The sequence below is a fragment of the Azonexus sp. R2A61 genome (assembly GCF_021401135.1).
In the GTDB taxonomy this organism is placed as follows: Bacteria; Pseudomonadota; Gammaproteobacteria; order Burkholderiales; family Rhodocyclaceae; genus Azonexus.
Map to the genome: position 1 here is coordinate 172743 of NZ_JACBFO010000005.1, position 21549 is coordinate 194291.

Here is a 21549-nt window from a genome sequence, read left to right on the forward strand (position 1 = left end):
CATCGATCGGTGTATGATGTTTGGCTAGTTGCGCCGTGTTCCGGCGCCAGCCTGAGTCAACGATACGGACCCCGACGTGAGCTTCCTGAAACGCCTTTTCGGTGCCTTCCGGCGCGACGACGCGCCAACCCCGCTTTCCGGCACGCCTGCCGCCCAGACGCCACGTACCGTGCCGGCGGCCCCCGCGGCGATATCGCGCAAGCCCGTGGCGATCAGCTGGCAGGAAATGCTCGATGCCTCGTCCGGCATCGCCGCCTATCTGCTGCGTCCTTCCTCGCTGCAGGTCGGGATGGCGCCGAGCGGGCCGGACTGGCTGGCCGCCCTGACGCAAGACAGCATTGCCCGGCTGGCCCAGCGCCGGAAAATCCTGGTGCCGATCACGCCGCTGCAATGGCGCAGCGCCAATTTTGCCGCGCTGGTCGGTCCGAACGTTTTCTTCCTGCTGCAGGATGCGCCGCACAGCGACCAGCCCAATGCAGCCTGGACGACGCTGGCGGCAGACATCCGTGCGGCTGGCGGACGTCTGGCTGCCGACATGGCGACCCTGGCGGTGCTGGCCGGCGCCGATTTCCCTGATCTGCTGCTGTTCGACCTGCAGGGCCGCGAATTCAAAGCCTTCGAGCAGCAGGTGCGCGGCATGCGCCAGCAATGGCCGACGCTGCAACTGGCCGTCGAGAATGTCGCCAGCTGGACCGAATACCGTTTCCTGATGGCGCTTGGCGTGGGCTACTGCCTGGGGCCCTTCGCCACCTGCCGCGACGAGACGCAGCAGAGCGACGGTTTCTCGCAGAACCGCCTGACCCTTGTCGAAATGCTCAACCTGCTGCGTCGCGAGGCCGATACGGCCGAGGTCGTCGCCGTCGCCAAACGCGATCCGGCGGTCGTCATCAAGCTGCTGGAAATGGCCAACTCGCCGCTGTCCGGCTTGTCGCGCCAGGTGAGCTCGCTGGAGGATGCGGTGATGCTGCTCGGTCGGGCGCCGCTGTATCGCTGGCTGTCGCTGGCGATGTTCCAGATCGGCACGCGCGATGACCAGCGCGATCACACGCTGATGGTCATCTCGTTGAGCCGTGCGGCGTTCCTCGAAAGCCTGGCCGACGAAAACAACCGGCAGCAGGCCGGCGAGCTGTTCCTGGTCGGCCTGTTTTCGCTGATCGACAGCCTGCTCGGCCTGCCGACCGCCAGCGTGCTGGGCAAGATGCATCTGCCCGGACCGGTCGCCCAGGTGCTGCTCGACAAGGACGGTCCCTATGCCCGCCACCTGATGCTGGCCATTTGCATGGAACGCGGCCGCGTCGATCAGGCCATCCTGCTGGCCGGCGCGATCGGCCTCGACCCCGCCGAGACCATCTTCCAGTACAGCGAAGCGATGGCCTGGGCGACGGCCGACCTGCTCTGACTACATCCGCCCCAGCTTGCGGTACAGCGTGTTGCGACTGATGCCGAGCTGACGGGCGGCCAGCGAGATGTTGCCGCCGGCCGCTTCGAGCGCGCGCATCGCCGCCTGCCGGCCGATTTCCTCCAGGCTGACGCCCATCGGGTCCGGCGGCGCCGCCGCCCACGGATCGTGGCGCGGTTCGGCCTGGCTCAGCGGCGAGCCGGGCAGCGGCTCCTCGAAGAGTTCCTCGGGCAGATGGGTTTCGGTGATCAGCGTTTCGTCGTCGTCGAGCAGCGCAATGGCGACCCGGATCACGTTGAGCAACTGGCGGATGTTGCCGGGCCAGCTGTAGGCTTCGATCGCCTGCAATGCCGACTCGGAGAAGCGCAGCGGCGTGGCTCGTTCGCCGACTTCGGCGGCGGCGAGCTTTTCGACGATGCAGCGGATGTCGGTCCGTTCGCGCAGCGAGGGCAGGGTGACGGCCAGACCGTTCAGCCGGTAGTAAAGGTCTTCGCGGAAATTGCCGCGGGCGACTTCCTCGCGCAGCTTGCGGTGGGTGGCGCAGACCAGCGAGATGTCGACCTGGATCGAGCGCGTGCTGCCCAGCGGCGTCACGCAACGCTCCTGCAGCACGCGCAGCAGACGTGCCTGCAGGTTCAGCGGCATGTCGCCGATTTCGTCGAGGAACAGCGTGCCGCCATGCGCCTGCTGGATCTTGCCCGGCGCCCCTTCCTTGCGGGCGCCGGTGAAGGCGCCGCCCTGGTAACCGAACAGTTCGGATTCGATCAAGGTTTCGGGAATCGACGCACAGTTCAATGCCACGAAGGGGGCGTCACGGCGCGGCCCGCTGTTATGGAAGGCCTTGGCGAACATCTCCTTGCCGGCGCCGGACTCCCCCTGAATCATCATCGGGATATCGCGGCCGATGATCCGTTTGGCACGTTCGATGGCCAGCTGCTGCCGGGCGTCGCCGGTGCACAACGTGTCGAGTACCAGCACCGGTTTGCCGCTCGGCGTTTCGACCCGGCGCGGCGCGCGCTGCACCGGCGTTTCGTCGATGACCCGGCCGGACACGGCCAGCGACGGCAACTGACCGCGCAGCTGGATGTGCAGGGCACGGCCATTGACATTGATTTCCTGGCTGGCGAAAGGCGAGTGGCGCAGTCGATCGACCAGCGATGCCAGGCTGTTTTCGAAAACCATGGAAAAGTCGCGACGGACCGCGTCGACCGGACGAATGCCGAGCAGTTCGAGGCCGATGCGGTTGATCGCGATCACCTGGCCGTCGGCCGATACCGCGGCCAGGCCTTCCTTCGGGCTGCCGAGGTAATCCGGGCGCAGGTGGAAGCAGACCAGGATGTCGCGGGCGTGGAAGGTCTCGAACAGCCGTTTCTCGACGATGGCCGTGGACAGCCGTACCAGACCGAGCGTATGGCGCTGCTGGCTGCGGTAGTCGCCGGAAATGTCGAGCACGCCGATCAGCTTGCCGTCCGGCCCGAAGATCGGGCTGGCACAGCAGGTCAGGAACGCGTTCTGGCCGAGGAAATGTTCGCCGCCGAAGATCGCCACCGGCTTTTCCTCGGACAGGGCGGTGCCGATCGCATTGGTGCCGCGCAGGGTTTCGTCCCACGAAGCGCCCGCTGCCAGCGCGACACGGTCGGCGCGATCGACGAAGTCGGGGTCGCCGACCGTTTCGAGCAGCAGGCCGTTGGCGTCGGACATGACGACCATACTGCCCGATTCGCGGATCTGCTCGAAAACGTGTTCCATGATCGGGCGTCCCTGGGTCAGCAGGTAGCGGTTGCGCTCCTGTTCGGTCTTCAGGGCAATACGGTCCATGCTGTCGGTGTGCGCCTGGTAGCCGGACTCGTCGACGCCAAAGCGCCGGCAACGCTCCCAGGAACGCAGGATCAGCGGATCGATCAGCCCTTCGGGCAGATCGCCGTGATCAAAGAACAACTGGCGTGCACGTCTCAACCGCTGGTCGTGCGCGTCGACCATCAACTGGTTTGTCTCCATCTCTCCTCCAGCTCGTTGGCGTGGTTTTTTTGGGATTTTGTTGTGTTGTTCAATAACGTAGCACCTGCACCATATGTAAGCAATCGGCTTGTGCTGCGTGTTCGTTTCGCAGCAAGCATCGTGCCATTTGTTTCAGGAATGTGCTCAAGGCGTTACAACCGGGTTTCGCACGAGTTGGCACAGGCCTTGCAGTCAGCTGGGCACAACAGCCGTACCTGACTTCAACACAAGGAGACAAAGTGAAACCCATCGCCCGCAAGCTTTCCGCCCTCGTTGCCAGCCTCGTCCTCGCCACCACGGCCGTTCAGGTCATGGCCCACGGTGACGTCGTGCCCCAGGCTGTCGACACCACGGGTCTGAAGAACCTCGGCGCCGACTTCCTGGCCGCCAATCCGTACCGCAAGGACAAGACGGCCATCCGTATCGGCGATTCCGCGTTCAACCAGAACTGCGCCCGCTGCCACGGCCTCGGCGCCGTGTCCGGCGGTATCGCCCCCGACCTGCGCTATCTGCCGCAGGGCGACGAAGGCGACGAAATCTTCCTCAACCGCATCCGCCATGGTTCCGTGCGCGACGGACGCGTCTACATGCCGCCGTTCGAAGGCCTGCTGAGCCAGGAAGCCATGTGGGCGATCCGCGCCTGGCTGGAGTCGGTCCATGAAGAATGATCGTCGTCGCTGGCTCAAGGGGCTGGCCGCCCTGCCGCTGAGCGCGGCCTTGCCGGCATTTGCCGAAGGCTCGCTCGATGCGATCCGCCAACGCGGCAGGCTGCGTATCGCGGTCTACAACGATTTCCCGCCGTATTCGCTGGCCGGCGGCAAGGGCGTCGATGCCGACATCGGCCGCGCCATCGCCGCCAAGCTCGGGTTAAGCGCCGAAGTCGTCGGCTTCGCGGCCGACGAGGACATGAACGACGACCTGCGCAACATGGTCTGGAAAGGCCATTATCTCGGGACGCAGCCGGCCGACGTGATGATGCACGTGCCGGTCGACGAGCACCTGGCCAGGGCCAACGACAAGGTCCGCATCTTCGGCCCCTATCACCGCGAAATGCTGATGCTGGCGCGCAATCCGGAACGCGTTCCGGCGCTCTCCGGCTCGGCGGCGGTGGCACTGGAAATCTTCACCCGCGAGAAGGTCGGCGTCGAGATCGATACCTTGTCCGATGCTTTCCTGCTGGGCGTGATGAACGGTCGTCTGCGCGAAAACGTCGTGCACTTCAAGACCGTTACCGAAGCCGCCAAGGCCTTGCGCGAAGGGCGGGTGTCGGCCGTCCTGGCGCCGCGTGCCGAACTCGAAGCGGCGCTTGGCGACCCTGGCAAACTGGTGCTCGAACGGCCGCAATTCGCCGAGCTGCGCCACGATCACTGGCCGCTCGGCATGGCGGTCAAGGCGGAAGCCGACGATCTGGCCGATGCGATTGCCAAGGCGCTCGAGGAACTCAGGCGCGATGGTACGCTGGCGGGTATCTTCAAGAAATACGGTGTTTCCTGGCAGCCTGCCTGAGGAGTTTTCGATGATGCATCGTTTCTGTCTGGGCGGCCTGTTGGCCGCCTTTTCCGCCTTGGCGCAGGCCGGATCGCTGGCCTATGTGCCGAACGAAAAGTCGGCCAGCGTCAGCGTCGTCGATACGACCGACGATCGCGTGGTGCAGACGTTTGCCGTCGGCCAGCGGCCGCGCGGCATCGCCGCCGGCGGCGGCCGGCTGTACCTGACCGATGCCGCCAAGGCCAGCCTGCTGGTCGTCGATGCGGCGGAAGGGCGGCTGCTGGATACCATCAAGGTTGGCGATTCGCCGGAAGGCGTCAGCCTGTCGCGCGATGGCAAGCTGCTGGCGGTGGCCGTCGAGGATCACAACAGCGTCGTCCTGCTGCAGGCGAGCGACGGCAAGCGCCTGGCCAGCATCAAGGTGAAGGGCAAGAACCCCGAGCACGCGGTGTTCAGCCCGGATGGCCGCTGGCTCTACGTCAGCGCCGAGGAAGCCGAGCAGGTCGATGTGATCGACGTGGTCAAGCGGCGCCAGGTCGGTAGCGTACCGGTCGGCAAGCGGCCGCGCGGCATCGGCTTCCTGCCCGACGGCAGCCGTGCCTACGTGGCCTGCGAACTGGCCGGCAAGGTCTATGCGATCGATACTGCCAGCCGCAAGGTCGTGGCCGAGATCGAGGCCGGTCAATATCCGAACGGTATTGCGGTCGACCATGCCGGTCAGCGGGTTTTCGTGTCCAACGGACGCGATCCGAGCGTGATGGCGATCGAGGTGGCCGGGAACCGCGTGCTGGCGCGTATCGAAGTCGGCAAGCGGCCATGGAACATGGCGCTGACGCCGGACGGCAACAAGTTGTACGTGGCGACCGGTCGCGACAACGCACTGTCGGTGATCGATGCCCGCGCGCTGAAGCGGCTGCCCGACGTTGCTGTCGGCGAACTGCCCTGGGGCGTGGTGATTCCATGAGCGGCAGCCGTCACCCGTTGCCGCTGATCGTCCTGCACTGGACGATGGCCGTGCTGCTCGTCTGGATGCTGTGGCTGGGCTGGAGCATGCTCGATCTGCCGAAGGGGCCGGAGCGCAGTGCCGCCTACGGGCTGCACAAGTCGCTCGGCCTGCTGCTGCTCGGTCTGCTGGCGGTCCGCATCGCCATCCGCCTGCACTGGCGTTCCCCGCCGTCGCTGTCCAGCGGCTGGCAGGACGACCTGGCCATGGTCATTCACCGGCTGCTCTACATGTTCATGCTGCTGGCGCCGCTGGCCGGTTACCTGGCGTCGTCGTTCACGCCTTATCCGCTGAAGTTCTTCGGCGTCGAACTACCGAAACTCGGCTGGCCGGACGAAGGACTCAACGAAGCCTTCAAGGCGGCGCATTTCGCGCTGGTCTGGGGCGGTGCGGCGCTGATTGCGCTGCATGTGGCCGGTGCGCTGAAACATGCGCTGCAGCGGGACGGGATTGTGCAGCGGATGTTGCCCGGCGGATTGTTTCGGGATTGAGCAACTGCTCCATCGTGGAGCAGATCGGCTAGTACGAAAGTCATGGAATCTTGCGGTCGACCGCAGGAAAAAACAAAAAACGCGGCATCTGCCGCGTTTTTTTATACCGATTCGAGCCGGCCATCCCGGAAATCGGCCAGTGCCTGGTAAATCTCTTGTTCGCTGTTCATCACGAACGGACCGTACTGGACGATCTTTTCGCCCAGCGGCCGGCCGGCGAGCAGCAGCAGGCGGCTGTCTTCCGTGGCCTCGATGCACACGCCGTCGCTGTCCGGCGCATTGTCGAGGATGGCCATCGTGCGGCTTGCCACCGCTTCGCCATCGACCGCCGCGCTGCCGCGATAGACATAGACGAAGGCATTGTGCCCGGGCGGTAGCGTTTGTTCGAATCGGCTGCCGGCCGGCAGATGGATGTCGAGATACAGGGGTTGCGTCGCATCGCGGGTCACCGCGCCGACCGTGCCGTGGCTTTCGCCGGCGATCACCGTCACCGCGACGCCCGCCGGCGTCGTGAAACGCGGCAGTTCGGCGGCGGCGATGTCGCGATACCACGGGGCGATCATCTTGTCCCGCGCCGGCAGGTTCAGCCACAGCTGGAACCCCTCCATGACGCCGGCTTCCTGCTGCGGGATCTCCGAATGGATCAAGCCGCGGCCGGCCGTCATCCACTGCACGTCGCCGCTCTGCAGCAAGCCCTCGTGGCCGGCGCTGTCGCGATGCAGCATGCGGCCGGCCAGCATGTAGGTGACCGTCTCGAAGCCGCGGTGCGGGTGATCGGGAAAGCCGGCGATGTAATCGTCGGGATCGTCGCTGGCGAAGACGTCGAGCATCAGGAAGGGATCGAGCCGGCGCTGGTAGTGCTGGGTGAGCACCCGCGTCAGCTTGACGCCGGCACCATCCGACGTGGCGATGCCGCGGTGCTGCGATTCGATCTTGCGCGAGCGGGTGACGTGACGGGGGCTCATGATTTTTCTCCCTTGAAGTTGGGGGCGGCGTTCAGGCGAACAGTGCTTCGATGTCGGCCGCGGCTTCGGCAAAACCCCGGGCCGCGGCTTCCGGTCCCATGTTCAGTCCCTCGGCGTAGACGAAATTCAGGTCGCTCAGACCGATGAAACCGAAGTAGGTCTTGAGGAACGGGACCTGCGTATCGAAAGCGGTATCGCGATAACGGCCGCCGCGGGCCAGGGCGAAATACACCTTCTTGCCCCTGACCAGTCCTTCGACGCCCTGCTCGGTGTAGCGGAAGGTGACGCCGGCGCGGGTGATTGCATCGATCCAGGTTTTCAGCTGTACCGGAATGCCCAGGTTGTACATCGGGACGCCGATCACCAGCACATCGGCTGCCTGAAGTTCGGCGATCAATGCATCATCCAGCGCAACCCGTGCCGCTTGCGCCGGCGTGCGTTGCTCGGCCGGCGTGAACAGGGCGCCCAAAGCGGCTTCGTCGAGCACCGGATGCGGTGTTGCCGCCAGATCGCGCAAGGCGACGTTGGCATCCGGATGCGCGATGCGCAGCCGGGCGACGATATCGTTGGCGACGCGGGTGGAATTGCCGCTTTCGCGGCGGGCGCTGGCGTTGATTTGCAGGATGTTCATGGCGATCTCCGATCAGTGAGTTGAATCCGCTGTTGCGGCATGTGTGCACTGTAGTGCGTCGCGAATCGACACAGAAGACGTCGATTTGGATAACATTGTTCCGTATATGGAACAATACGATGCCAATGACCTGCTGATCTACGCCCGCGTCGTCGAATGCGGCAGCTTCAGCCGTGCCGCCGAACGCCTGGCGTTGCCGAAGTCGACCGTTTCGCGGCGGGTGGCTGCACTGGAGGATCGCCTGGGCGAACGCCTGCTGATCCGCAGTACGCGTCGGCTGCAGGTCACCGAGTTTGGCGAGATACTGCTCGAACACGCTCGCCAGGTGGCCGAGGAGGTGGATGCCGTCAAGGCTGCCATCGAGCATCGTCAGGCGCGGCCGAGCGGCCGCCTGCGAGTGTCGATGCCGAGCGACTTCGCCAGCCTGCTGCTGACCGAGATGCTGCACGCCTTTTCCCGTCTGCATCCGGCCGTGACGCTGGAACTCGATTTGTCGCAACGCCGGGTGGACATCGTCGGCGAAAAGTTCGACCTCGCCGTGCGCATGGGGGCGTTGCCCGACGACAGCCTGCTGGCCGCCCGGCGCATCGCACGCTTCTCGTTCGGGCTTTACGCCGCGCCGCGTTACCTGAGCGAGCGGGGTATTCCGGCCATGCCGGTCGACCTGGCCGGTCACGACACGCTCTGCCTGCCCGGCGAACTCGGCGGCTGGCCGATGAGCAAGGGGCGGCAGACGCAGGAAATCCGGCCAAACGCCCGCATCGTCATCAATTCGCCGCAGTTGCTGATCAATCTGGCCTGCGACGGGGCCGGCATCACCGCCGTACCGGATTACTTCGCCCGCCGCTATGTACAGCGCGGTGAACTGCAACGCGTGCTGGCCGACTGGCAACTGCCGCCGCATCCGGCCTGGGTGGTTTTTCCGGGTCGTCGGCTGATGCCGGCCAAGAGCCGGGCCTTCATCGAAATGCTCGAGGCTGCGCTGAGCAACGCCTGCGAGGAGGCGCAAGCCGACTGAGCCTGCCGATCAGACCCGCGGTTGCAGCGCGATCACCGCCATGCCGGCCAGCGCGATACCGGCACCGAGCGTATCCCAGCGGGTCAGTTGGATACCGTCGACAAAACGCAGCCAGAGCAGCGCGACTGCGATGTACATGCCGCCGTAGGCCGCATAAGTCCGGCCGGCGGCCGTCGGGTGCAGCGTCAGCAGCCAGGCGAATGCCGCCAGCGACAGGGCGGCCGGTATCAGCAGCAGTGCGCTCTTGCCCTGCCTGAGTACCAGCCAGGGCAAATAACAGCCGACGATCTCGGCGACCGCGGTGATGGCGAACAGCAGGCTGAAGCGGAGGATTTCCATGATCTTTCCCGTGACGCCGGGGCAATTGAATGGCGGTTGATTCGACCGTAGCCGTCGCATCGGCTACCATCGGCGCCATTCTGATACAAAGAAAGGCCGTGGGCACGTCGTGTCCACCATATGGGTAGTGACCTTGTCCTGATTGCTGTTGCTTTACTGCTTGTTCTTCTCAACGGGTTTTTCGTCGCCGCCGAGTTCGGGTTGGTCAAACTGCGCCAGACGCGCGTCGAAGCCATCGCCAAATCCCACGGCTGGCGCGGCCGTATGCTGGCCCGGGTGCATCGGGATCTCGATGCTTACCTGTCCGCCTGCCAGCTCGGCATCACCCTCGCTTCGCTGGGGCTCGGCTGGGTCGGCGAACCGGCCTTCGCCGATTTGCTGACGCCGCTGCTGGCGGCGATCGGCGTCGAAAGCGAACGCCTGATCCACGGCATCGCCTTCTTCACCGCCTTCTTCATCATCTCCTACCTGCACATCGTCGTCGGTGAACTGGCGCCGAAATCGATGGCCATCCGGATGTCGGAAAAGGTCGGCCTGTGGACGGCGCCGCCCCTCTATGCCTTCTACTGGGCGATGTATCCGGCGATCTGGGTGCTCAACCACAGTGCCAACTGGGTGCTCAGCAAGATGAAGATGGATGTCGCGCACGGCCATGACAGCCACTACTCGTCCGACGAACTGAAACTCATCCTGCGCAGCTCGCGCGCCGATCAGGGCTTTACCCAGGACGAATGGCGGGTGCTGGCGCAGGCCCTCGATTTCCGCCAGCTCGACGTTGCCGACCTGATGCGCCCCTTCCAGGAGGCCGTGACGCTGAGCGAGGATGATCCGCTCGACGCCAGCCTGGAAAAGATCGCCCGCCACCGTTACAGCCGTTATCCCTACCTGGGCAGCGAGCGCAACATCAAGGGCGTGATCCATCTGAAGGACGTGTTCATCGCACTGCAGAACAACCCGGAACTGGACAGCCTGGAAAAGCTGGTCCGCCCGGCCCAGGTGGTCTCGCCGCGCTTGCCGGCGACCGAACTGTTCCGCCGCTTTCGCGAGGGGGCGCCTCACTTTGCCGTCGTCGCCCACGACCACAGCCATCCGCTCGGTTATGTGACCTTGGACAATCTGCTTGGTGCGCTGGTCGGCGAAATCCGCGACGAATTCCGCCAGACCCAGAACGAATGGTCGAAACTCGATGACGGCTCGCTGCTCGGCAAGGGCAGTCTGCCGCTATTCACGCTGGAGCGTGCGCTGGGCATCGATATCGAGGAATCCGGCGTCGACTCGATCGGCGGTCTGATCATGCAGCACCTGGGCGATCTGCCGGAAGAAGGGCAACGTATCGAATTCCCGTGCTTCGATGCCGTCGTCAAAAAGATGAGCGGACCGCGGATCGTGCTGGTCAGGGTGATTCCGCATGCCGAAGCCGCTCGGGATTAGCGGAGCGCCATGGTGCTCTCCTGAATGCCTGAAAAGCATTCTCGGGTGAAGCCGCCTAGCGGGAAAATCGGCAATGTCGATCGTCCCGGTGCGGGCTGGCCATTGCTCGGGGGAAATGCCGGGAGCCGGGCTGGCTGCTGGCGTCTGCCGGAAAACGAACTGCCTGTTTTTTCGGCAAAGCGTCAAAGTGGCTTCCGCTTCAGTGAGTTGCCGCTTCCGCCCAGAGCATCCCCACAGCTTTATCCACAGCATCCGGGGATAATTCGGCCGAAAAAAGTCGTTGTTGCGGTCGACTGCCTGGCACGTCGAAAAAGCCGCGCCGAAATAGCATAAGGGACAGGCAGAGGCCTGTCCCTTGTCGTGTCTGCCCCGTTCAGCCTGCACTGACGGGGCGGAGCACCGTTCTCCTTGTTCTTACTGCAGCGACAGCACCCAGGCGATGGCGGCCTTGAGGTCGTCGTCGCTGATCTGTGCCGGGCTGTGCGGCGTCATCGGGACTTCGCCCCAGTGACCGCTGCCGCCGTGGCGGACTTTTTCGAAAAGCATGGCCGGGGCCTTGGCGTCGCCCTTGTAGCGGGCGGCGACGTCCTTGTAGGCGGGGCCGACACGCTTCTGGTCGACAGCGTGGCAGGCGACGCAGCGGGCTTTCTTGACGATGGCTTCGCTGGCGTGGGCCGACGAAGCGGCGATCAGCATGGTGCCGGCGGCCAGGGTCAGCAGCAGGCTGTTTTGCAGTTTCTGTTTCATGAGGCTTTTCCTTGTTCAGACGAGGCCGGCGGCCTGAAGTTCGGCCCATTCGGCGTCTTCAAAAATTCGCGAACGGGTAAAGAAGGCTTTGCCGGTGTTGCTTTCGAGCGAGAAGGTGCCGCCGGCGCCATCGACTGCGTCGATGATCACCTGCGTGTGCTTCCAGTATTCGTACTGCGTGGCGCCCACATAGAAGGGCAGTCCGCCGATGTCGCCGAGATGCACGTCGTAGGCGCCGATGGTCAGTTCGCCTTCGAGGTAGCAGTTGGGCGAGCTGTTGTCGCAGCACCCGCCGGACAGGAAGAAGAACAGCTTCGGCCCGTGTTGCTGCTTGAGCGTGGCGATCAGTTCCAGGGCGGCCGGGGTGGCAGTGACGCGGTCGACCATGGTTTTCTCCCAAAAAGGTGGGAGCGGTTTCCCGCTCCCGTAAATCCCGCAACAGAGCGAGTGGAGGAGATGCCTGAGACGACCGGCGGGTGGCCGGCGTATCCCGGAGCTGGATACGCCGGCCGGCCGGTTTCGACGAGGGTTTCTTTTAGAAGAAGCCCAGCTTTTGCTCGGCGTAGCTGACCAGCAGGTTCTTGGTCTGCTGGTAGTGGTCGAGCATGACCTTGTGGGTCTCGCGGCCGATGCCGGATTCCTTGTAGCCGCCGAAGGCTGCGTGCGCCGGGTAGGCGTGGTAGCAGTTGGTCCACACGCGGCCGGCCTGGATGCCACGACCCATGCGATAGGCCAGGTTGCCGTTACGGGTCCAGACGCCGGAGCCGAGGCCGTACGGGGTGTCGTTGGCGATGGCCAGCGCTTCGGCTTCGTCCTTGAAGGTGGTCACGGCGAGCACCGGCCCGAAGATTTCTTCCTGGAAGATGCGCATCTTGTTGTGGCCCTTGAACAGGGTCGGCTGGATGTAGTAACCCTCGGCCAGGTCGCCGGCCAGGTGGGCGCGGTCGCCACCGATCAGCACCTGGGCGCCTTCTTCCTTGCCGAGCTTCAGGTAGGACTGGATCTTGTCCATCTGCAGCTGGGAAGCCTGGGCGCCGATCATCGTGTCGGTGTCGAGCGGGCTGCCTTGCTTGATGGCGGCGACGCGCTTGAGGCAACGCTCGATGAAGGCATCGTAGATGGATTCCTGAATCAGGGCGCGGCTCGGGCAGGTGCAGACTTCGCCCTGGTTGAAGGCGAACAGCACCAGACCTTCGATGGCCTTGTCGAGGAAGCCGTCGTCCTTGTCCATCACGTCGGCGAAGAAGATGTTGGGGGACTTGCCGCCCAGTTCCAGCGTGGCCGGGATCAGGTTGTTGGCGGCGGCTTGCGCGATGACGCGGCCGGTGGCGGTGGAGCCGGTGAAGGCGATCTTGGCGATGCGCTTGCTGGTGGCCAGCGGCATGCCGGCTTCGCGGCCGTAACCGTTGACGATGTTCAGCACGCCCGGCGGCAGCAGGTCGGCGATCAGTTCCATCAGGATCAGGATGGAGATCGGGGTGGATTCGGCGGGCTTCAGCACGACGCAGTTGCCGGCGCCGAGGGCCGGGGCCAGCTTCCAGGCGGCCATCAGGATCGGGAAGTTCCAGGGGATGATCTGGCCGACGACGCCCAGAGGCTCATGGATGTGATAAGCCATGGTGTTTTCGTCGATTTCCGAGATGCCGCCTTCCTGCGAGCGCAGGCAGCCGGCGAAGTAGCGGAAGTGGTCGACGGCGAGCGGGATGTCGGCGTTGAGCGTTTCGCGGATCGGCTTGCCGTTGTCGACGGTCTCGGCGTAGGCCAGCAGTTCGAGGTTGGCTTCGAGGCGGTCGGCGATCTTCAGCAGGATGTTGGAACGGGTCGTCGCGTCGGTCTTGCCCCACTTCGGGAAGGCGGCGTGGGCGGCGTCCAGCGCCAGCTCGACGTCTTCGGCGGTGGAACGGGCGGCCTTGGTGTAGGGCTTGCCGGAAACCGGGGTGACCACGTCGAAGTACTCACCCTTGACCGGTGCGGTCCACTTGCCGTTGATGAAGTTGTCGTATTTGGCTTTGTAGGCGATCTTTGCGCCGGCGGCGCCGGGAGCTGCGTAAAGCATGTTTTGTCTCCTGTATCTGGTTACGGGTTTCAAGCCCGGCGGTTGTCCCGCCGTGTCTCGTCCCGGATAGTCTGCATGCCATGTGCCAGCCCGTGCCTGCTCCGGTCGACTTTGTGCAAGCGACTGTTTTTCAATGGCTTATCGTTTTCTGCTGAAATTCCGTCCGGGTTTGTCGGCTGCTCTGCTGATCAACGGCGGAGCAATTGCTTCATTCCTATACAGCAGGGAGGTGCGAACAATCCGGCGCTAGTGGGCAAGAAAAAACCGGCCCGCAGGCCGGTTTTTCGTTGCTGCGGTCAACCTCAGCGCAGCGCCAGAATCCAGTTCACCAGCAGGCGGGCGTTGCCTTCGGTGATGGCGACGGCGTTGGGCGGCATCGACAGGCCGGAGACCTTGCCCTTCCAGTGGCTGCTGTAAGGATTGGAGCCTTCGAGCACGACGCGGGTCAGGAATTCGGAGGCGCCCGGTTTGCCCTGGTATTGCTTGGCGACGTCGATCCAGGCCGGACCGATCGGTTTCATGCCGTTCGGCCCCGGTTTGTCGGTTTCGATGCCGTGGCAGGTGGTGCAGCCGCTCTTGGCGGCGAGTTGCTTCATCTCGGCGTCGTTCTTGGCGTCGGCGAATGCGGCGCTGGAGACGAGGCCGGCGGCGAGCGTCAGGCAGATGGCGATGCGTTTCATGGTGTAAGCCCCCCTGGGCGGTTGGTGGTTGAAATCAGTGCGTGGTGGTGGCCTGGCCGAGTTCGACCATGCCGTGGCGCACTGCGAAGTGAAGCAGTTTGAAATCGCTGTCGGCGTCCAGTTTCTGGCGGATCAGCGACAGGTAGTTGAGGATGGTCTTCTGGCTCAGGTGCATGCTGTCGGCGATGTGGCTGGCCGATTCGCCGCGGGCGAGCATGCGCAATACCTCGAATTCGCGCGGGGTCAGTGCGTTCAGCGCGGTTTCGCCGACGATCGCTTCGCCGGCCAGGATGTCGGCAATTTCGGGCGAAAAGGCACGTCGACCGCCGGCAATGCGGCGAATGGCGTCGATCACTTCGTCCGGTTCGCAGTATTTGGTCAGGTAGCCGTGGGCGCCGCTCTTCAGCGCCTGCGTGACGTGGCCGGCGCCGTCGTGCATCGAGAGCACCAGGATGCGCAGCGCCGGGTGGCGGGCCAGCATGCCGCGGATCGCTTCGAGGCCGCTGCTGCCCTTCAGGCTCAGGTCGACCACGGCAACCGTCGGCAACGTGCGCAGCACGAGGGCGTTGGCCTCGTCGGCGCTGGCCGCTTCGCCGACCACCTCGAAATCCGGTTCGGCCGACAGCAGCCGGCGGTAGCCGGTGCGGACGATGGCGTGATCGTCGATCAGCACGATGCGTATCATGGGTTCTCTCCTTGTTGCTCGTTCTCGCGTTGCCGCCAGGGTAGCCGTGCCGACAGGCGCAGGCCGCCGCCGTCCGGTGTCGTCGCCGTCAGCTGGCCGCCGGCCATTTCAAGCCGTTCGGCCATGCCGAGCAAACCGCCGTGGCGGGTTGGCGTGGCATCCGGCAGGCCTTCTCCGTCATCGACGATTTCTGCCCTGATTTCACCGTCGACCGCAGCAATGCGGACCGAGCAGCGTGTTGCCCGGCTGTGCCGGACGACGTTGGTCAGGGCTTCCTGGACGACGCGGTAAAGGGTCAGCGCGGCGTTGTCGTCAACTTCGGGGAAGCTGTCAGGCATCTCGATTGCAAAATCGATGCCGGTTCCGCGGCAGCGCCAGTTTTCGATCAGTTCGCCGAGCAGTGCCGGCAGTCCTTCGGCGTTCAGACCGTGCGGTCGGAGCGACTTGAGCATGGCGCGCAATTGTTCGCCGATGGTCCGGATGTCGCGGCGCAGATCGGCGCAGCATTCGGCCAGTGCGGCGGCCGGCAGGCGCGGCGCGTTGCGCTCCAGGTGGGCGGCGGTGGCGTTCAGTGCGGTCAGCGTCTGGCCCATCTCGTCGTGGAGTTCGCGGGCCAGTGCGCGGCGTTCGTCTTCCTGCAGCGAGATCAGCTGGCGGGCCAGCGCCTTGCGGGCGGCATTGGCTTCGCGCAGCGAGGCGGCCAGCGTGTCGATGGCGCCGGCCACGCGGCGGAATTCGCGCAGCGCGAAGTCGGGCAGGGAAGGATCCTCGCGGCCTGCGGCCAGGCGCATCAGTCCGGCCTCCAGTTCGCGCACCGGGCGCAGCGCCCGGTCGGTGGCCCACCAGGCGGCGAGCAGCGTTGCTCCAGAATAGAGCAGCAGGGTGATCATTAAACGAACAGTGTCCCCCAGGCGCTCCTCGATTTCCGAGCGCGGGTTGGCGGCGATGGTCAGCGTGCGGTTGCCGATGCGCAGTTGGCGGGCTTCGCCGGCCGGCAGCCCGAGCCAGTCGCCGACGTTGTCGTCGCCGCCGGCGGCCGGCGGCCGGTGGTCGAGCGAGATGCTCAGGTGGCGCAGGCCGGCATCGGCCAGGCGGGCATCGAGGTCGGGGGCGCCGGCGTCGACGGCGAGCAGCAGTTCGACCAGCCGCGACGAGGCGGCGATCTCGGTATCGATGTCGTCACGCAGGGACCACAGCTGGATGAGCAATGCCATTGCGAGCAGCCCGCCGAGCAGTAGTCCGAGCCAGCCGAGCAGGCGGCGGCGCAGGTCCATGAGTTTCGTCTCCCCCGTGTCGGGTGTGTTTTCGGGGATGTCTGCATGTTTCGTACCCGCGCGCACGAGGGTCGGGAATTTTTCCCGGAATGGTGGTGACGCTGTCCCGAGACGCGGCCATCCCCGGCTCCCTACACTGGCCCGGCCCGTGAAGCCCTGGAGGGACGCGGCGGGCGCTCGAACGACATCAACCCTGGAGACAAAGAATGACAAGGATTCCATTCACCCCCCGCCGGACCCTGATCGCCGCGATCGTCGCGGCCAGCGTTTGCGCGCCGGCCATGGCCAGCAAGTCCGTGACGTGGGAAGACATCCTGAATGACGACAAGACGACGCAGGACGTCCTGTCCTATGGTCTCGGCCTGAAAGCGCAACGCTTCAGCCCGCTGACCAAGCTCGACACCAAGAACGTCGATCACCTGGTGCCGGCCTGGAGCTTCTCCTTCGGCGGCGAAAAGCAGCGCGGCATGGAAGCCCAGGCGCTGGTTCACGACGGCGTGATCTACGTCACCGCCTCGTATTCGCGTATCTACGCGATCGATGCCCGCACCGGCAAGCGCCTGTGGGAATACGAAGCCCGTCTGCCGGACGATATCCGTCCGTGCTGCGACGTGGTCAACCGCGGTGCCGCCATCTACGGCGACAAGATCTACTTCGGCACGCTGGATGCTGCCATCGTCGCGCTCAACAAGGACACCGGCAAGGTGGTCTGGCGCAAGAAGTTCGCCGATCACAAGGTCGGCTACACGATGACCGGCGCGCCGTTCGTCGTCAAGGATCAGAAGAGCGGCAAGGTGCTGCTGGTGCACGGTTCGTCGGGTGACGAATTCGGCGTCGTCGGCTGGCTGTTCGCCCGCGATCCGGATACCGGCGAAGAAGTCTGGGCGCGTCCGATGGTCGAAGGCCACATGGGCCGCCTGAATGGCAAGGAATCGACCACGACCGGCGACAAGAACGCACCGTCCTGGCCGCGCGACAAGGATGGCAAGCTGGTCGAAGCCTGGCATCAGGGCGGCGGCGCGCCGTGGCAGACGGCCAGCTTCGATGCCGAAAAGAACATGGTGGTCATCGGTTCCGGCAACCCGGCCCCGTGGAACACCTGGCACCGCACCAAGGAAGGCGACGATCCGCGCAACTGGGACAGCCTGTTCACCTCGGGCCAGGCTTATGTCGACGCCAGCACCGGCGAGCTGAAGGGCTTCTTCCAGCACACCCCGAACGATGCCTGGGACTTCTCCGGCAACAACTCGGTCGTGCTCTTCGAGTACAAGGATCCGAAGACCGGCAAGCAGGTCAAGGCCTCGGCCCACGCCGACCGCAACGGCTTCTTCTTCGTCACCGACCGCGAGAAGCTGACCAATGGCGCCGGCTACCCGAACAAGCCGACCTCGCTGATCGGCGCCTGGCCGTTCGTTGACGGCATCACCTGGGCTTCGGGTTTCGATCTGAAGACCGGCAAGCCGATCGAAAAGAACAACCGTCCGCCCAACATCAAGGAAGGCGCCGAGAAGGGCGAGTCGATCTACGTGTCGCCGCCGTTCCTGGGCGGTACCAACTGGATGCCGATGAGCTACAGCCCGAAGACCGAGCTGTTCTACATCCCGGCGAACCACTGGGCGATGGACTACTGGACCGAAAAGCTCACGTACAAGGCCGGTTCCGCTTACCTGGGCCAGGGCTTCCGCATCAAGCGCCTGTTTGACGATCACGTCGGCATCCTGCGCGCGATCGATCCGAAGACCGGCAAGATCGCCTGGGAACACAAGGAGAAGTTCCCGCTGTGGGCCGGTACGCTGACCACCGCCGGCGGCCTGTTGTTCACGGGTACCTCCGACGGCTACGTCAAGGCCTTCGATGCTGCCAACGGCAAGGAACTGTGGAAGTTCCAGACCGGTTCCGGCGTGGTTTCCGTGCCCATCACCTGGGAAATGGACGGCGAGCAGTACGTCGGCATCCAGTCCGGTTACGGCGGTGCCGTGCCGCTGTGGGGTGGCGACATGGCCGACCTGACCAAGCAGGTCACGCAGGGTGGCTCGATGTGGGTGTTCAAGCTGCCGAAGTCCTTCAAGCAGGCGAAGAACTGAGCGCGAACGACCGCCTTCCCGCCGGCGACCGGATCTTTCCCCCGGTCGTCGGCGTCCTTGTGAGTCGCGACCGGCCGGGCATGGCGTCCGGTCGCGATGGAAGGCCGGGTAAAACTGGAGCAAACGGATGTTGAAACTCCCGATTTTTGCCGCGTTGATCGCGTCGACCGTGATGACGGGCGCGCTGGCCGACGAGGCGAACGATTTTCCCGATGATCCGCCGGTGATCAACGGCTGCGGCATCTGGGCGCATGCGCGCTGCCCCGGTGTCGATCTGCGGCATGCCAAGCTGGCCGGCAAGAACCTGGCCGGCGCCGATCTGCGTGGCGCCAATCTGGCACGGGCCGACCTGCGCAACGCCAATCTGGCCGGTGCCAATCTCGACGGTGCCGATCTGAGCGGTGCCCGACTCAATCTGGCCCTGCTGTCCACCGCGACGTTGCGCAACGCCAAGCTGGTCGGTGCCGATCTCGAATTTGCCCGGCTCTATCGCGCCGATCTGACCGGCGCCGATCTGACTGCGGCCAACCTGGAAGCGGCCAAGGCCAATTTCGCCTGGTTCGAACGGACCCGGCTGGTCAATGCCAATCTGCAGGAAACCAAATTCTTCACGGTCGATCTGCGCGGCGCCGATCTGACCGGAACCTACCGGCGTTACACGGTGTTCGAGGATTGCGATTACACCGATTGCATCAATTGCCCGAGCGAGGGGGCCTTGAAATGAGGAAGACCCTGTTTTTCGCGTTGTGTGCCGGCCTGTTGCTGGCGTCGGGCGCGCAGGCGGTCGAAACGGCCAACAAGCCGGTGGTCGATGACTCGGCCCTGCCGCGGCTCGGCAAGGTCTGGCGTGAAACCAATCCCTACCGGGGCGAGGCGGCGGCGTTCGACATCGGCCGTTCGGCCTACAACCAGACCTGTGCCCGCTGCCACGGTGCCGATGCGGCAACCAACGCAGCCCCGGCGCCCGATCTGCGCAATCTCGACCGTGGCTGCCGACGCATCCAGAATCCGCTGACCAAGGAGCACTGCATGGCCGACAACGATGCCTATTTCGCCAAGACCGTGCAGAACGGCAAGGTGATCGTCGGCATCACCCACATGCCGCCCTGGCGCGATGCCTTGTCGCAGGAGCAGGCCTGGGCCATCCAGGTGTTCATCGAAGGTCAGGCCAAGGCTGCGGCGGCCAAGGCCAGGGCAGGTGCCGGCAAGTGATCTGCTGCGGTCGACGCCTCCCGTTGACGAAAAAATGGCGCGCCGGCCGGGGAGGCGGGCGCGCCATGGACCAGGGCGGACGCCCGAGGCGTCCGCCGCAAGTCTTACTTCTTGGCGTTGTGCAGCTTGAAGACCCAGACGGAACCGCCCTGTTCGAGGTAGTTCACGCGCTTGGCGACGTCGCCGCCCCAGAGCGGCACGGCGCCGCCCCAGCCGGTGGTCACGGCAACCATCTGCTCGCCGTCCTGTTCCCAGGTGACCGGCGGTGCGACGATGCCGGTACCGACCTGGAAGGACCACAGTTCTTCGCCGGTCTTGGCGTCGAGGGCGCGCAGCAGGCCTTCCGGCGTGCCGTGGAAGACCAGGCCGCCGCCGGTGGTCAGGACGCCACCCCAGAGCGGCGCGTAGTTCTTGCTTTCCCAGACGATCTTGCCGGTCTTCGGATCCATGGCACGCAAGGCGCCGATGTAATCGTCATGCAGCGGCTTGATGGTGAAGCCGGCGCCCAGGTAGGCAGCGCCCTTCTTGTAGGCGATCGGTTCGTTCCAGATGTCCATGCCCCACTCGTTGGCCGGAATGTAGAACAGGCCGGTCTGCGGCGAGTAGGCCATCTGCTGCTGGTTCTTGCCGCCGAGGAAGGACGGGGCGGAGAAGACCGAGGAACCCTTCTTGCCGTCGGCACTGTCGAGCGGATTGCCCGGACGGCCATCCGGCGTGAAGTTCGGCCGGCCGGTGGTCAGGTCGAAGCCGGTTGCCCAGGTGATCTTGTTCACGAACGGGTAGGCGCCGAGCAGCTTGCCGTTGGTCCGGTCGTTGACGAAGAAGAAACCGTTGCGGTCGGCCTTGGCGCCGGCCTTGATGACCTTGCCGGTCTTCGGATCCTTGAGGTCGAACGAGATGAACTCGTTGACGCCGTCGAAGTCCCAGCCGTCGTGCGGCGTGCCCTGGAAGTGCCAGGCGATCTTGCCGGTGTCGGCGTCGATGGCCACGGTCGAGGACGAGAACAGGTTGTCGCCCGGGCGCAGGTGGCTGTTCCACGGGGACGGGTTGCCGGTGCCGGCGAAGATCAGGTTGGTTTCCGGATCGTAGGTGGCGCCGTTCCAGGTGGCTGCGCCGCCGGTCTGCCAGAGGTCGCCGCTCCAGGTGGCGTTGGTCGTGCCGGAGATGCCGTTTTCGATCGCCTTGCCGTCCTTGTCGAAGGTGTAACCCATGTGGCCTTCGACGGTCGGCCGCGTCCACAGCAGCTTGCCGGTGCGCGGGTCGCGGGCGTCGATGCGGCCGATGACGCCGAATTCACCGCCGGAAACGCCGGTGATCAGCTTGCCCTTGGCGATGATCGGGGCGGCGGTGGCGGAGTAGCCGGCCTTGTAGTCTTCGAGCTTTTCCTTCCAGACGACCTTGCCGGTGTCCTGGTTGAGGGCGACCAGCTGGGCGTCGAGGGTGGCGAAGATGACCAGGTCGTCATACAGCGCGGCACCGCGGTTGATCACGTCGCAGCAGGGCATGATGCCGTCGGGCAGCCGGTGTTCGTACTTCCAGAGCTTCTTGCCGGTCTTGGCGTCCATGGCGAAGATGCGGCTGTAGGAAGCGGTGACGAACATCTTGCCGTTGTGGATGACCGGTTGCGATTCTTGGCCGCGCTGCTTCTCGCCGCCGAAGGACATCGACCAGGCCGGCACCAGGTTCTTGACCGACTTGGTGTTGATCTGGGTCATCGGGCTGAAGCGCTGGCCCTGGGTGCCCATGCCGAAGCTGACGACATCCTGGTTGGTTTTGGCGTCGTTGAGGATGTCGGCATCGGTCACCTTCGCCGACACCGGTCCGGCCAGCGTGAGCGCGGCGGACAGGGCGAGGGCGAGCTTGCGCTGCCCGGGGAGTTTTTGAATTTGCATGGAATGTCTCCTTGGTTGTCCATGATCTCCGGCCAGCCGAGCGGAGCGCGGCTGACCGGTAAGACTTGTCGGCAGGACCCCTTCCTTTCCCTGAACGGACCGCCGACCGTGGCCCCGGTGTGCAAAGCGCGTGCCATTGACCGGCAAAAGGCCCGA

General features: G+C 64.9%; 21 protein-coding genes. 10 read left to right on the forward strand and 11 right to left on the reverse strand.

Annotation, left to right across the window (positions count from 1 at the left end; all coding sequences use genetic code 11):
* The first annotated feature begins 76 nt into the window (after positions 1–76).
* Positions 77–1399 carry an HDOD domain-containing protein gene (locus L0962_RS16205; RefSeq protein WP_234087511.1) on the forward strand — a complete coding sequence of 441 codons (1323 nt, stop codon included), beginning with the start codon at positions 77–79 and terminating at the stop codon, positions 1397–1399.
* Here the strand turns inward: L0962_RS16205 and L0962_RS16210 are convergent, their stop codons facing one another.
* The gene (locus L0962_RS16210) at positions 1400–3397 is read right to left on the reverse strand and encodes a sigma-54-dependent Fis family transcriptional regulator (RefSeq protein WP_234087512.1); all 1998 of its coding nucleotides are present in this window, start codon (positions 3395–3397) and stop codon (positions 1400–1402) included. It lies immediately after the preceding gene.
* Between the two features lie 239 nt (positions 3398–3636).
* Between L0962_RS16210 and pedF the strand changes: the two genes are divergently transcribed.
* The 4 genes from pedF to L0962_RS16230 are packed head-to-tail and all read left to right on the forward strand — an operon-like array spanning position 3637 to position 6379.
* Positions 3637–4065, forward strand: a complete 429-nt coding sequence (gene pedF / locus L0962_RS16215) for a cytochrome c-550 PedF (RefSeq protein WP_234087513.1) — start codon at positions 3637–3639, stop codon at positions 4063–4065.
* On the forward strand, positions 4055–4903 hold the full coding sequence (locus L0962_RS16220; RefSeq protein ID WP_234087514.1) for an ABC transporter substrate-binding protein: 849 nt from the start codon (positions 4055–4057) through the stop codon (positions 4901–4903). The genes pedF and L0962_RS16220 overlap by 11 nt, the downstream gene beginning before the upstream one ends.
* A gap of 10 nt (positions 4904–4913) precedes the next feature.
* Complete coding sequence (locus tag L0962_RS16225; RefSeq protein WP_234087515.1) at positions 4914–5849, forward strand: beta-propeller fold lactonase family protein; 936 nt, start codon at positions 4914–4916, stop codon at positions 5847–5849.
* On the forward strand, positions 5846–6379 hold the full coding sequence (locus tag L0962_RS16230) for a cytochrome b (RefSeq protein ID WP_234087516.1): 534 nt from the start codon (positions 5846–5848) through the stop codon (positions 6377–6379). The genes L0962_RS16225 and L0962_RS16230 overlap by 4 nt, the downstream gene beginning before the upstream one ends.
* Positions 6380–6480: 101 nt before the next feature.
* Here the strand turns inward: L0962_RS16230 and L0962_RS16235 are convergent, their stop codons facing one another.
* Both L0962_RS16235 and L0962_RS16240 read right to left on the reverse strand, forming a co-directional pair.
* Positions 6481–7344 carry a pirin family protein gene (locus tag L0962_RS16235; protein ID WP_234087517.1) on the reverse strand — a complete coding sequence of 288 codons (864 nt, stop codon included), beginning with the start codon at positions 7342–7344 and terminating at the stop codon, positions 6481–6483.
* A gap of 31 nt (positions 7345–7375) precedes the next feature.
* Positions 7376–7975, reverse strand: coding sequence for an FMN-dependent NADH-azoreductase (locus L0962_RS16240; protein ID WP_234087518.1), 600 nt, complete (start codon positions 7973–7975; stop codon positions 7376–7378).
* A 106-nt stretch (positions 7976–8081) separates the two neighbouring features.
* On the opposite strand from L0962_RS16240, the gene L0962_RS16245 reads away from it, so the two are divergent.
* On the forward strand, positions 8082–8993 hold the full coding sequence (locus L0962_RS16245) for a LysR family transcriptional regulator (RefSeq protein ID WP_234087519.1): 912 nt from the start codon (positions 8082–8084) through the stop codon (positions 8991–8993).
* A gap of 9 nt (positions 8994–9002) precedes the next feature.
* Here the strand turns inward: L0962_RS16245 and L0962_RS16250 are convergent, their stop codons facing one another.
* A complete protein-coding gene (locus L0962_RS16250; protein ID WP_234087520.1) occupies positions 9003–9332 on the reverse strand; it encodes a YnfA family protein in 330 nt (109 codons plus the stop codon).
* 120 nt (positions 9333–9452) lie between these two features.
* Between L0962_RS16250 and L0962_RS16255 the strand changes: the two genes are divergently transcribed.
* Positions 9453–10763 (forward strand): hemolysin family protein, encoded by a 1311-nt coding sequence (locus L0962_RS16255; protein ID WP_255680883.1) that lies wholly within the window; start codon positions 9453–9455, stop codon positions 10761–10763.
* Positions 10764–11177: 414 nt separating this feature from the next.
* On the opposite strand, the gene L0962_RS16260 is transcribed toward L0962_RS16255, so the two are convergent.
* From L0962_RS16260 to L0962_RS16285, 6 genes are all read right to left on the reverse strand, one after another.
* Complete coding sequence (locus tag L0962_RS16260; RefSeq protein ID WP_234087522.1) at positions 11178–11510, reverse strand: c-type cytochrome; 333 nt, start codon at positions 11508–11510, stop codon at positions 11178–11180.
* A 15-nt stretch (positions 11511–11525) separates the two neighbouring features.
* Entirely contained in the window at positions 11526–11897 is a 372-nt protein-coding gene (locus tag L0962_RS16265; RefSeq protein ID WP_234087523.1) for a DUF779 domain-containing protein, read from the reverse strand.
* Positions 11898–12045: 148 nt separating this feature from the next.
* Positions 12046–13566 carry an aldehyde dehydrogenase family protein gene (locus tag L0962_RS16270; RefSeq protein ID WP_234087524.1) on the reverse strand — a complete coding sequence of 507 codons (1521 nt, stop codon included), beginning with the start codon at positions 13564–13566 and terminating at the stop codon, positions 12046–12048.
* Between the two features lie 302 nt (positions 13567–13868).
* Positions 13869–14246 (reverse strand): c-type cytochrome, encoded by a 378-nt coding sequence (locus L0962_RS16275; protein WP_234087525.1) that lies wholly within the window; start codon positions 14244–14246, stop codon positions 13869–13871.
* Between the two features lie 34 nt (positions 14247–14280).
* Positions 14281–14931, reverse strand: a complete 651-nt coding sequence (locus L0962_RS16280) for a response regulator transcription factor (RefSeq protein WP_234087526.1) — start codon at positions 14929–14931, stop codon at positions 14281–14283.
* Positions 14928–16205, reverse strand: a complete 1278-nt coding sequence (locus tag L0962_RS16285; RefSeq protein WP_234087527.1) for a sensor histidine kinase — start codon at positions 16203–16205, stop codon at positions 14928–14930. The genes L0962_RS16280 and L0962_RS16285 overlap by 4 nt, the downstream gene beginning before the upstream one ends.
* A 206-nt stretch (positions 16206–16411) precedes the next feature.
* Between L0962_RS16285 and L0962_RS16290 the strand changes: the two genes are divergently transcribed.
* From L0962_RS16290 to L0962_RS16300, 3 genes are all read left to right on the forward strand, one after another.
* A complete protein-coding gene (locus L0962_RS16290) occupies positions 16412–18289 on the forward strand; it encodes a methanol/ethanol family PQQ-dependent dehydrogenase (RefSeq protein ID WP_234087528.1) in 1878 nt (625 codons plus the stop codon).
* Positions 18290–18416: 127 nt separating this feature from the next.
* Positions 18417–19013 (forward strand): pentapeptide repeat-containing protein, encoded by a 597-nt coding sequence (locus L0962_RS16295; RefSeq protein ID WP_234087529.1) that lies wholly within the window; start codon positions 18417–18419, stop codon positions 19011–19013.
* Positions 19010–19501: a c-type cytochrome gene (locus L0962_RS16300; protein WP_234087530.1), complete on the forward strand. Its 492-nt coding sequence runs from the start codon at positions 19010–19012 to the stop codon at positions 19499–19501. Before L0962_RS16295 ends, L0962_RS16300 begins: the two co-directional genes overlap by 4 nt.
* Before the next feature lie 104 nt (positions 19502–19605).
* Here the strand turns inward: L0962_RS16300 and L0962_RS16305 are convergent, their stop codons facing one another.
* Positions 19606–21393, reverse strand: coding sequence for a PQQ-dependent methanol/ethanol family dehydrogenase (locus L0962_RS16305; RefSeq protein ID WP_234087531.1), 1788 nt, complete (start codon positions 21391–21393; stop codon positions 19606–19608).
* Positions 21394–21549 lie beyond the last annotated feature (156 nt).

Excerpts from the sequence above, each read along its gene's own strand:
- L0962_RS16210 (WP_234087512.1), bottom strand. The coding sequence starts at position 3,397 with ATGGAGACAAACCAGTTGATGGTCGACGCGCACGACCAGCGGTTGAGA.
- L0962_RS16220 (WP_234087514.1), top strand. The coding sequence starts at position 4,055 with ATGAAGAATGATCGTCGTCGCTGGCTCAAGGGGCTGGCCGCCCTGCCG.
- L0962_RS16225 (WP_234087515.1), top strand. The coding sequence starts at position 4,914 with ATGATGCATCGTTTCTGTCTGGGCGGCCTGTTGGCCGCCTTTTCCGCC.
- L0962_RS16230 (WP_234087516.1), top strand. The coding sequence starts at position 5,846 with ATGAGCGGCAGCCGTCACCCGTTGCCGCTGATCGTCCTGCACTGGACG.
- L0962_RS16235 (WP_234087517.1), bottom strand. The coding sequence starts at position 7,344 with ATGAGCCCCCGTCACGTCACCCGCTCGCGCAAGATCGAATCGCAGCAC.
- L0962_RS16240 (WP_234087518.1), bottom strand. The coding sequence starts at position 7,975 with ATGAACATCCTGCAAATCAACGCCAGCGCCCGCCGCGAAAGCGGCAAT.
- L0962_RS16245 (WP_234087519.1), top strand. The coding sequence starts at position 8,082 with ATGGAACAATACGATGCCAATGACCTGCTGATCTACGCCCGCGTCGTC.
- L0962_RS16250 (WP_234087520.1), bottom strand. The coding sequence starts at position 9,332 with ATGGAAATCCTCCGCTTCAGCCTGCTGTTCGCCATCACCGCGGTCGCC.
- L0962_RS16255 (WP_255680883.1), top strand. The coding sequence starts at position 9,453 with ATGGGTAGTGACCTTGTCCTGATTGCTGTTGCTTTACTGCTTGTTCTT.
- L0962_RS16260 (WP_234087522.1), bottom strand. The coding sequence starts at position 11,510 with ATGAAACAGAAACTGCAAAACAGCCTGCTGCTGACCCTGGCCGCCGGC.
- L0962_RS16265 (WP_234087523.1), bottom strand. The coding sequence starts at position 11,897 with ATGGTCGACCGCGTCACTGCCACCCCGGCCGCCCTGGAACTGATCGCC.
- L0962_RS16270 (WP_234087524.1), bottom strand. The coding sequence starts at position 13,566 with ATGCTTTACGCAGCTCCCGGCGCCGCCGGCGCAAAGATCGCCTACAAA.
- L0962_RS16275 (WP_234087525.1), bottom strand. The coding sequence starts at position 14,246 with ATGAAACGCATCGCCATCTGCCTGACGCTCGCCGCCGGCCTCGTCTCC.
- L0962_RS16280 (WP_234087526.1), bottom strand. The coding sequence starts at position 14,931 with ATGATACGCATCGTGCTGATCGACGATCACGCCATCGTCCGCACCGGC.
- L0962_RS16285 (WP_234087527.1), bottom strand. The coding sequence starts at position 16,205 with ATGGACCTGCGCCGCCGCCTGCTCGGCTGGCTCGGACTACTGCTCGGC.
- L0962_RS16290 (WP_234087528.1), top strand. The coding sequence starts at position 16,412 with ATGACAAGGATTCCATTCACCCCCCGCCGGACCCTGATCGCCGCGATC.
- L0962_RS16295 (WP_234087529.1), top strand. The coding sequence starts at position 18,417 with ATGTTGAAACTCCCGATTTTTGCCGCGTTGATCGCGTCGACCGTGATG.
- L0962_RS16300 (WP_234087530.1), top strand. The coding sequence starts at position 19,010 with ATGAGGAAGACCCTGTTTTTCGCGTTGTGTGCCGGCCTGTTGCTGGCG.
- L0962_RS16305 (WP_234087531.1), bottom strand. The coding sequence starts at position 21,393 with ATGCAAATTCAAAAACTCCCCGGGCAGCGCAAGCTCGCCCTCGCCCTG.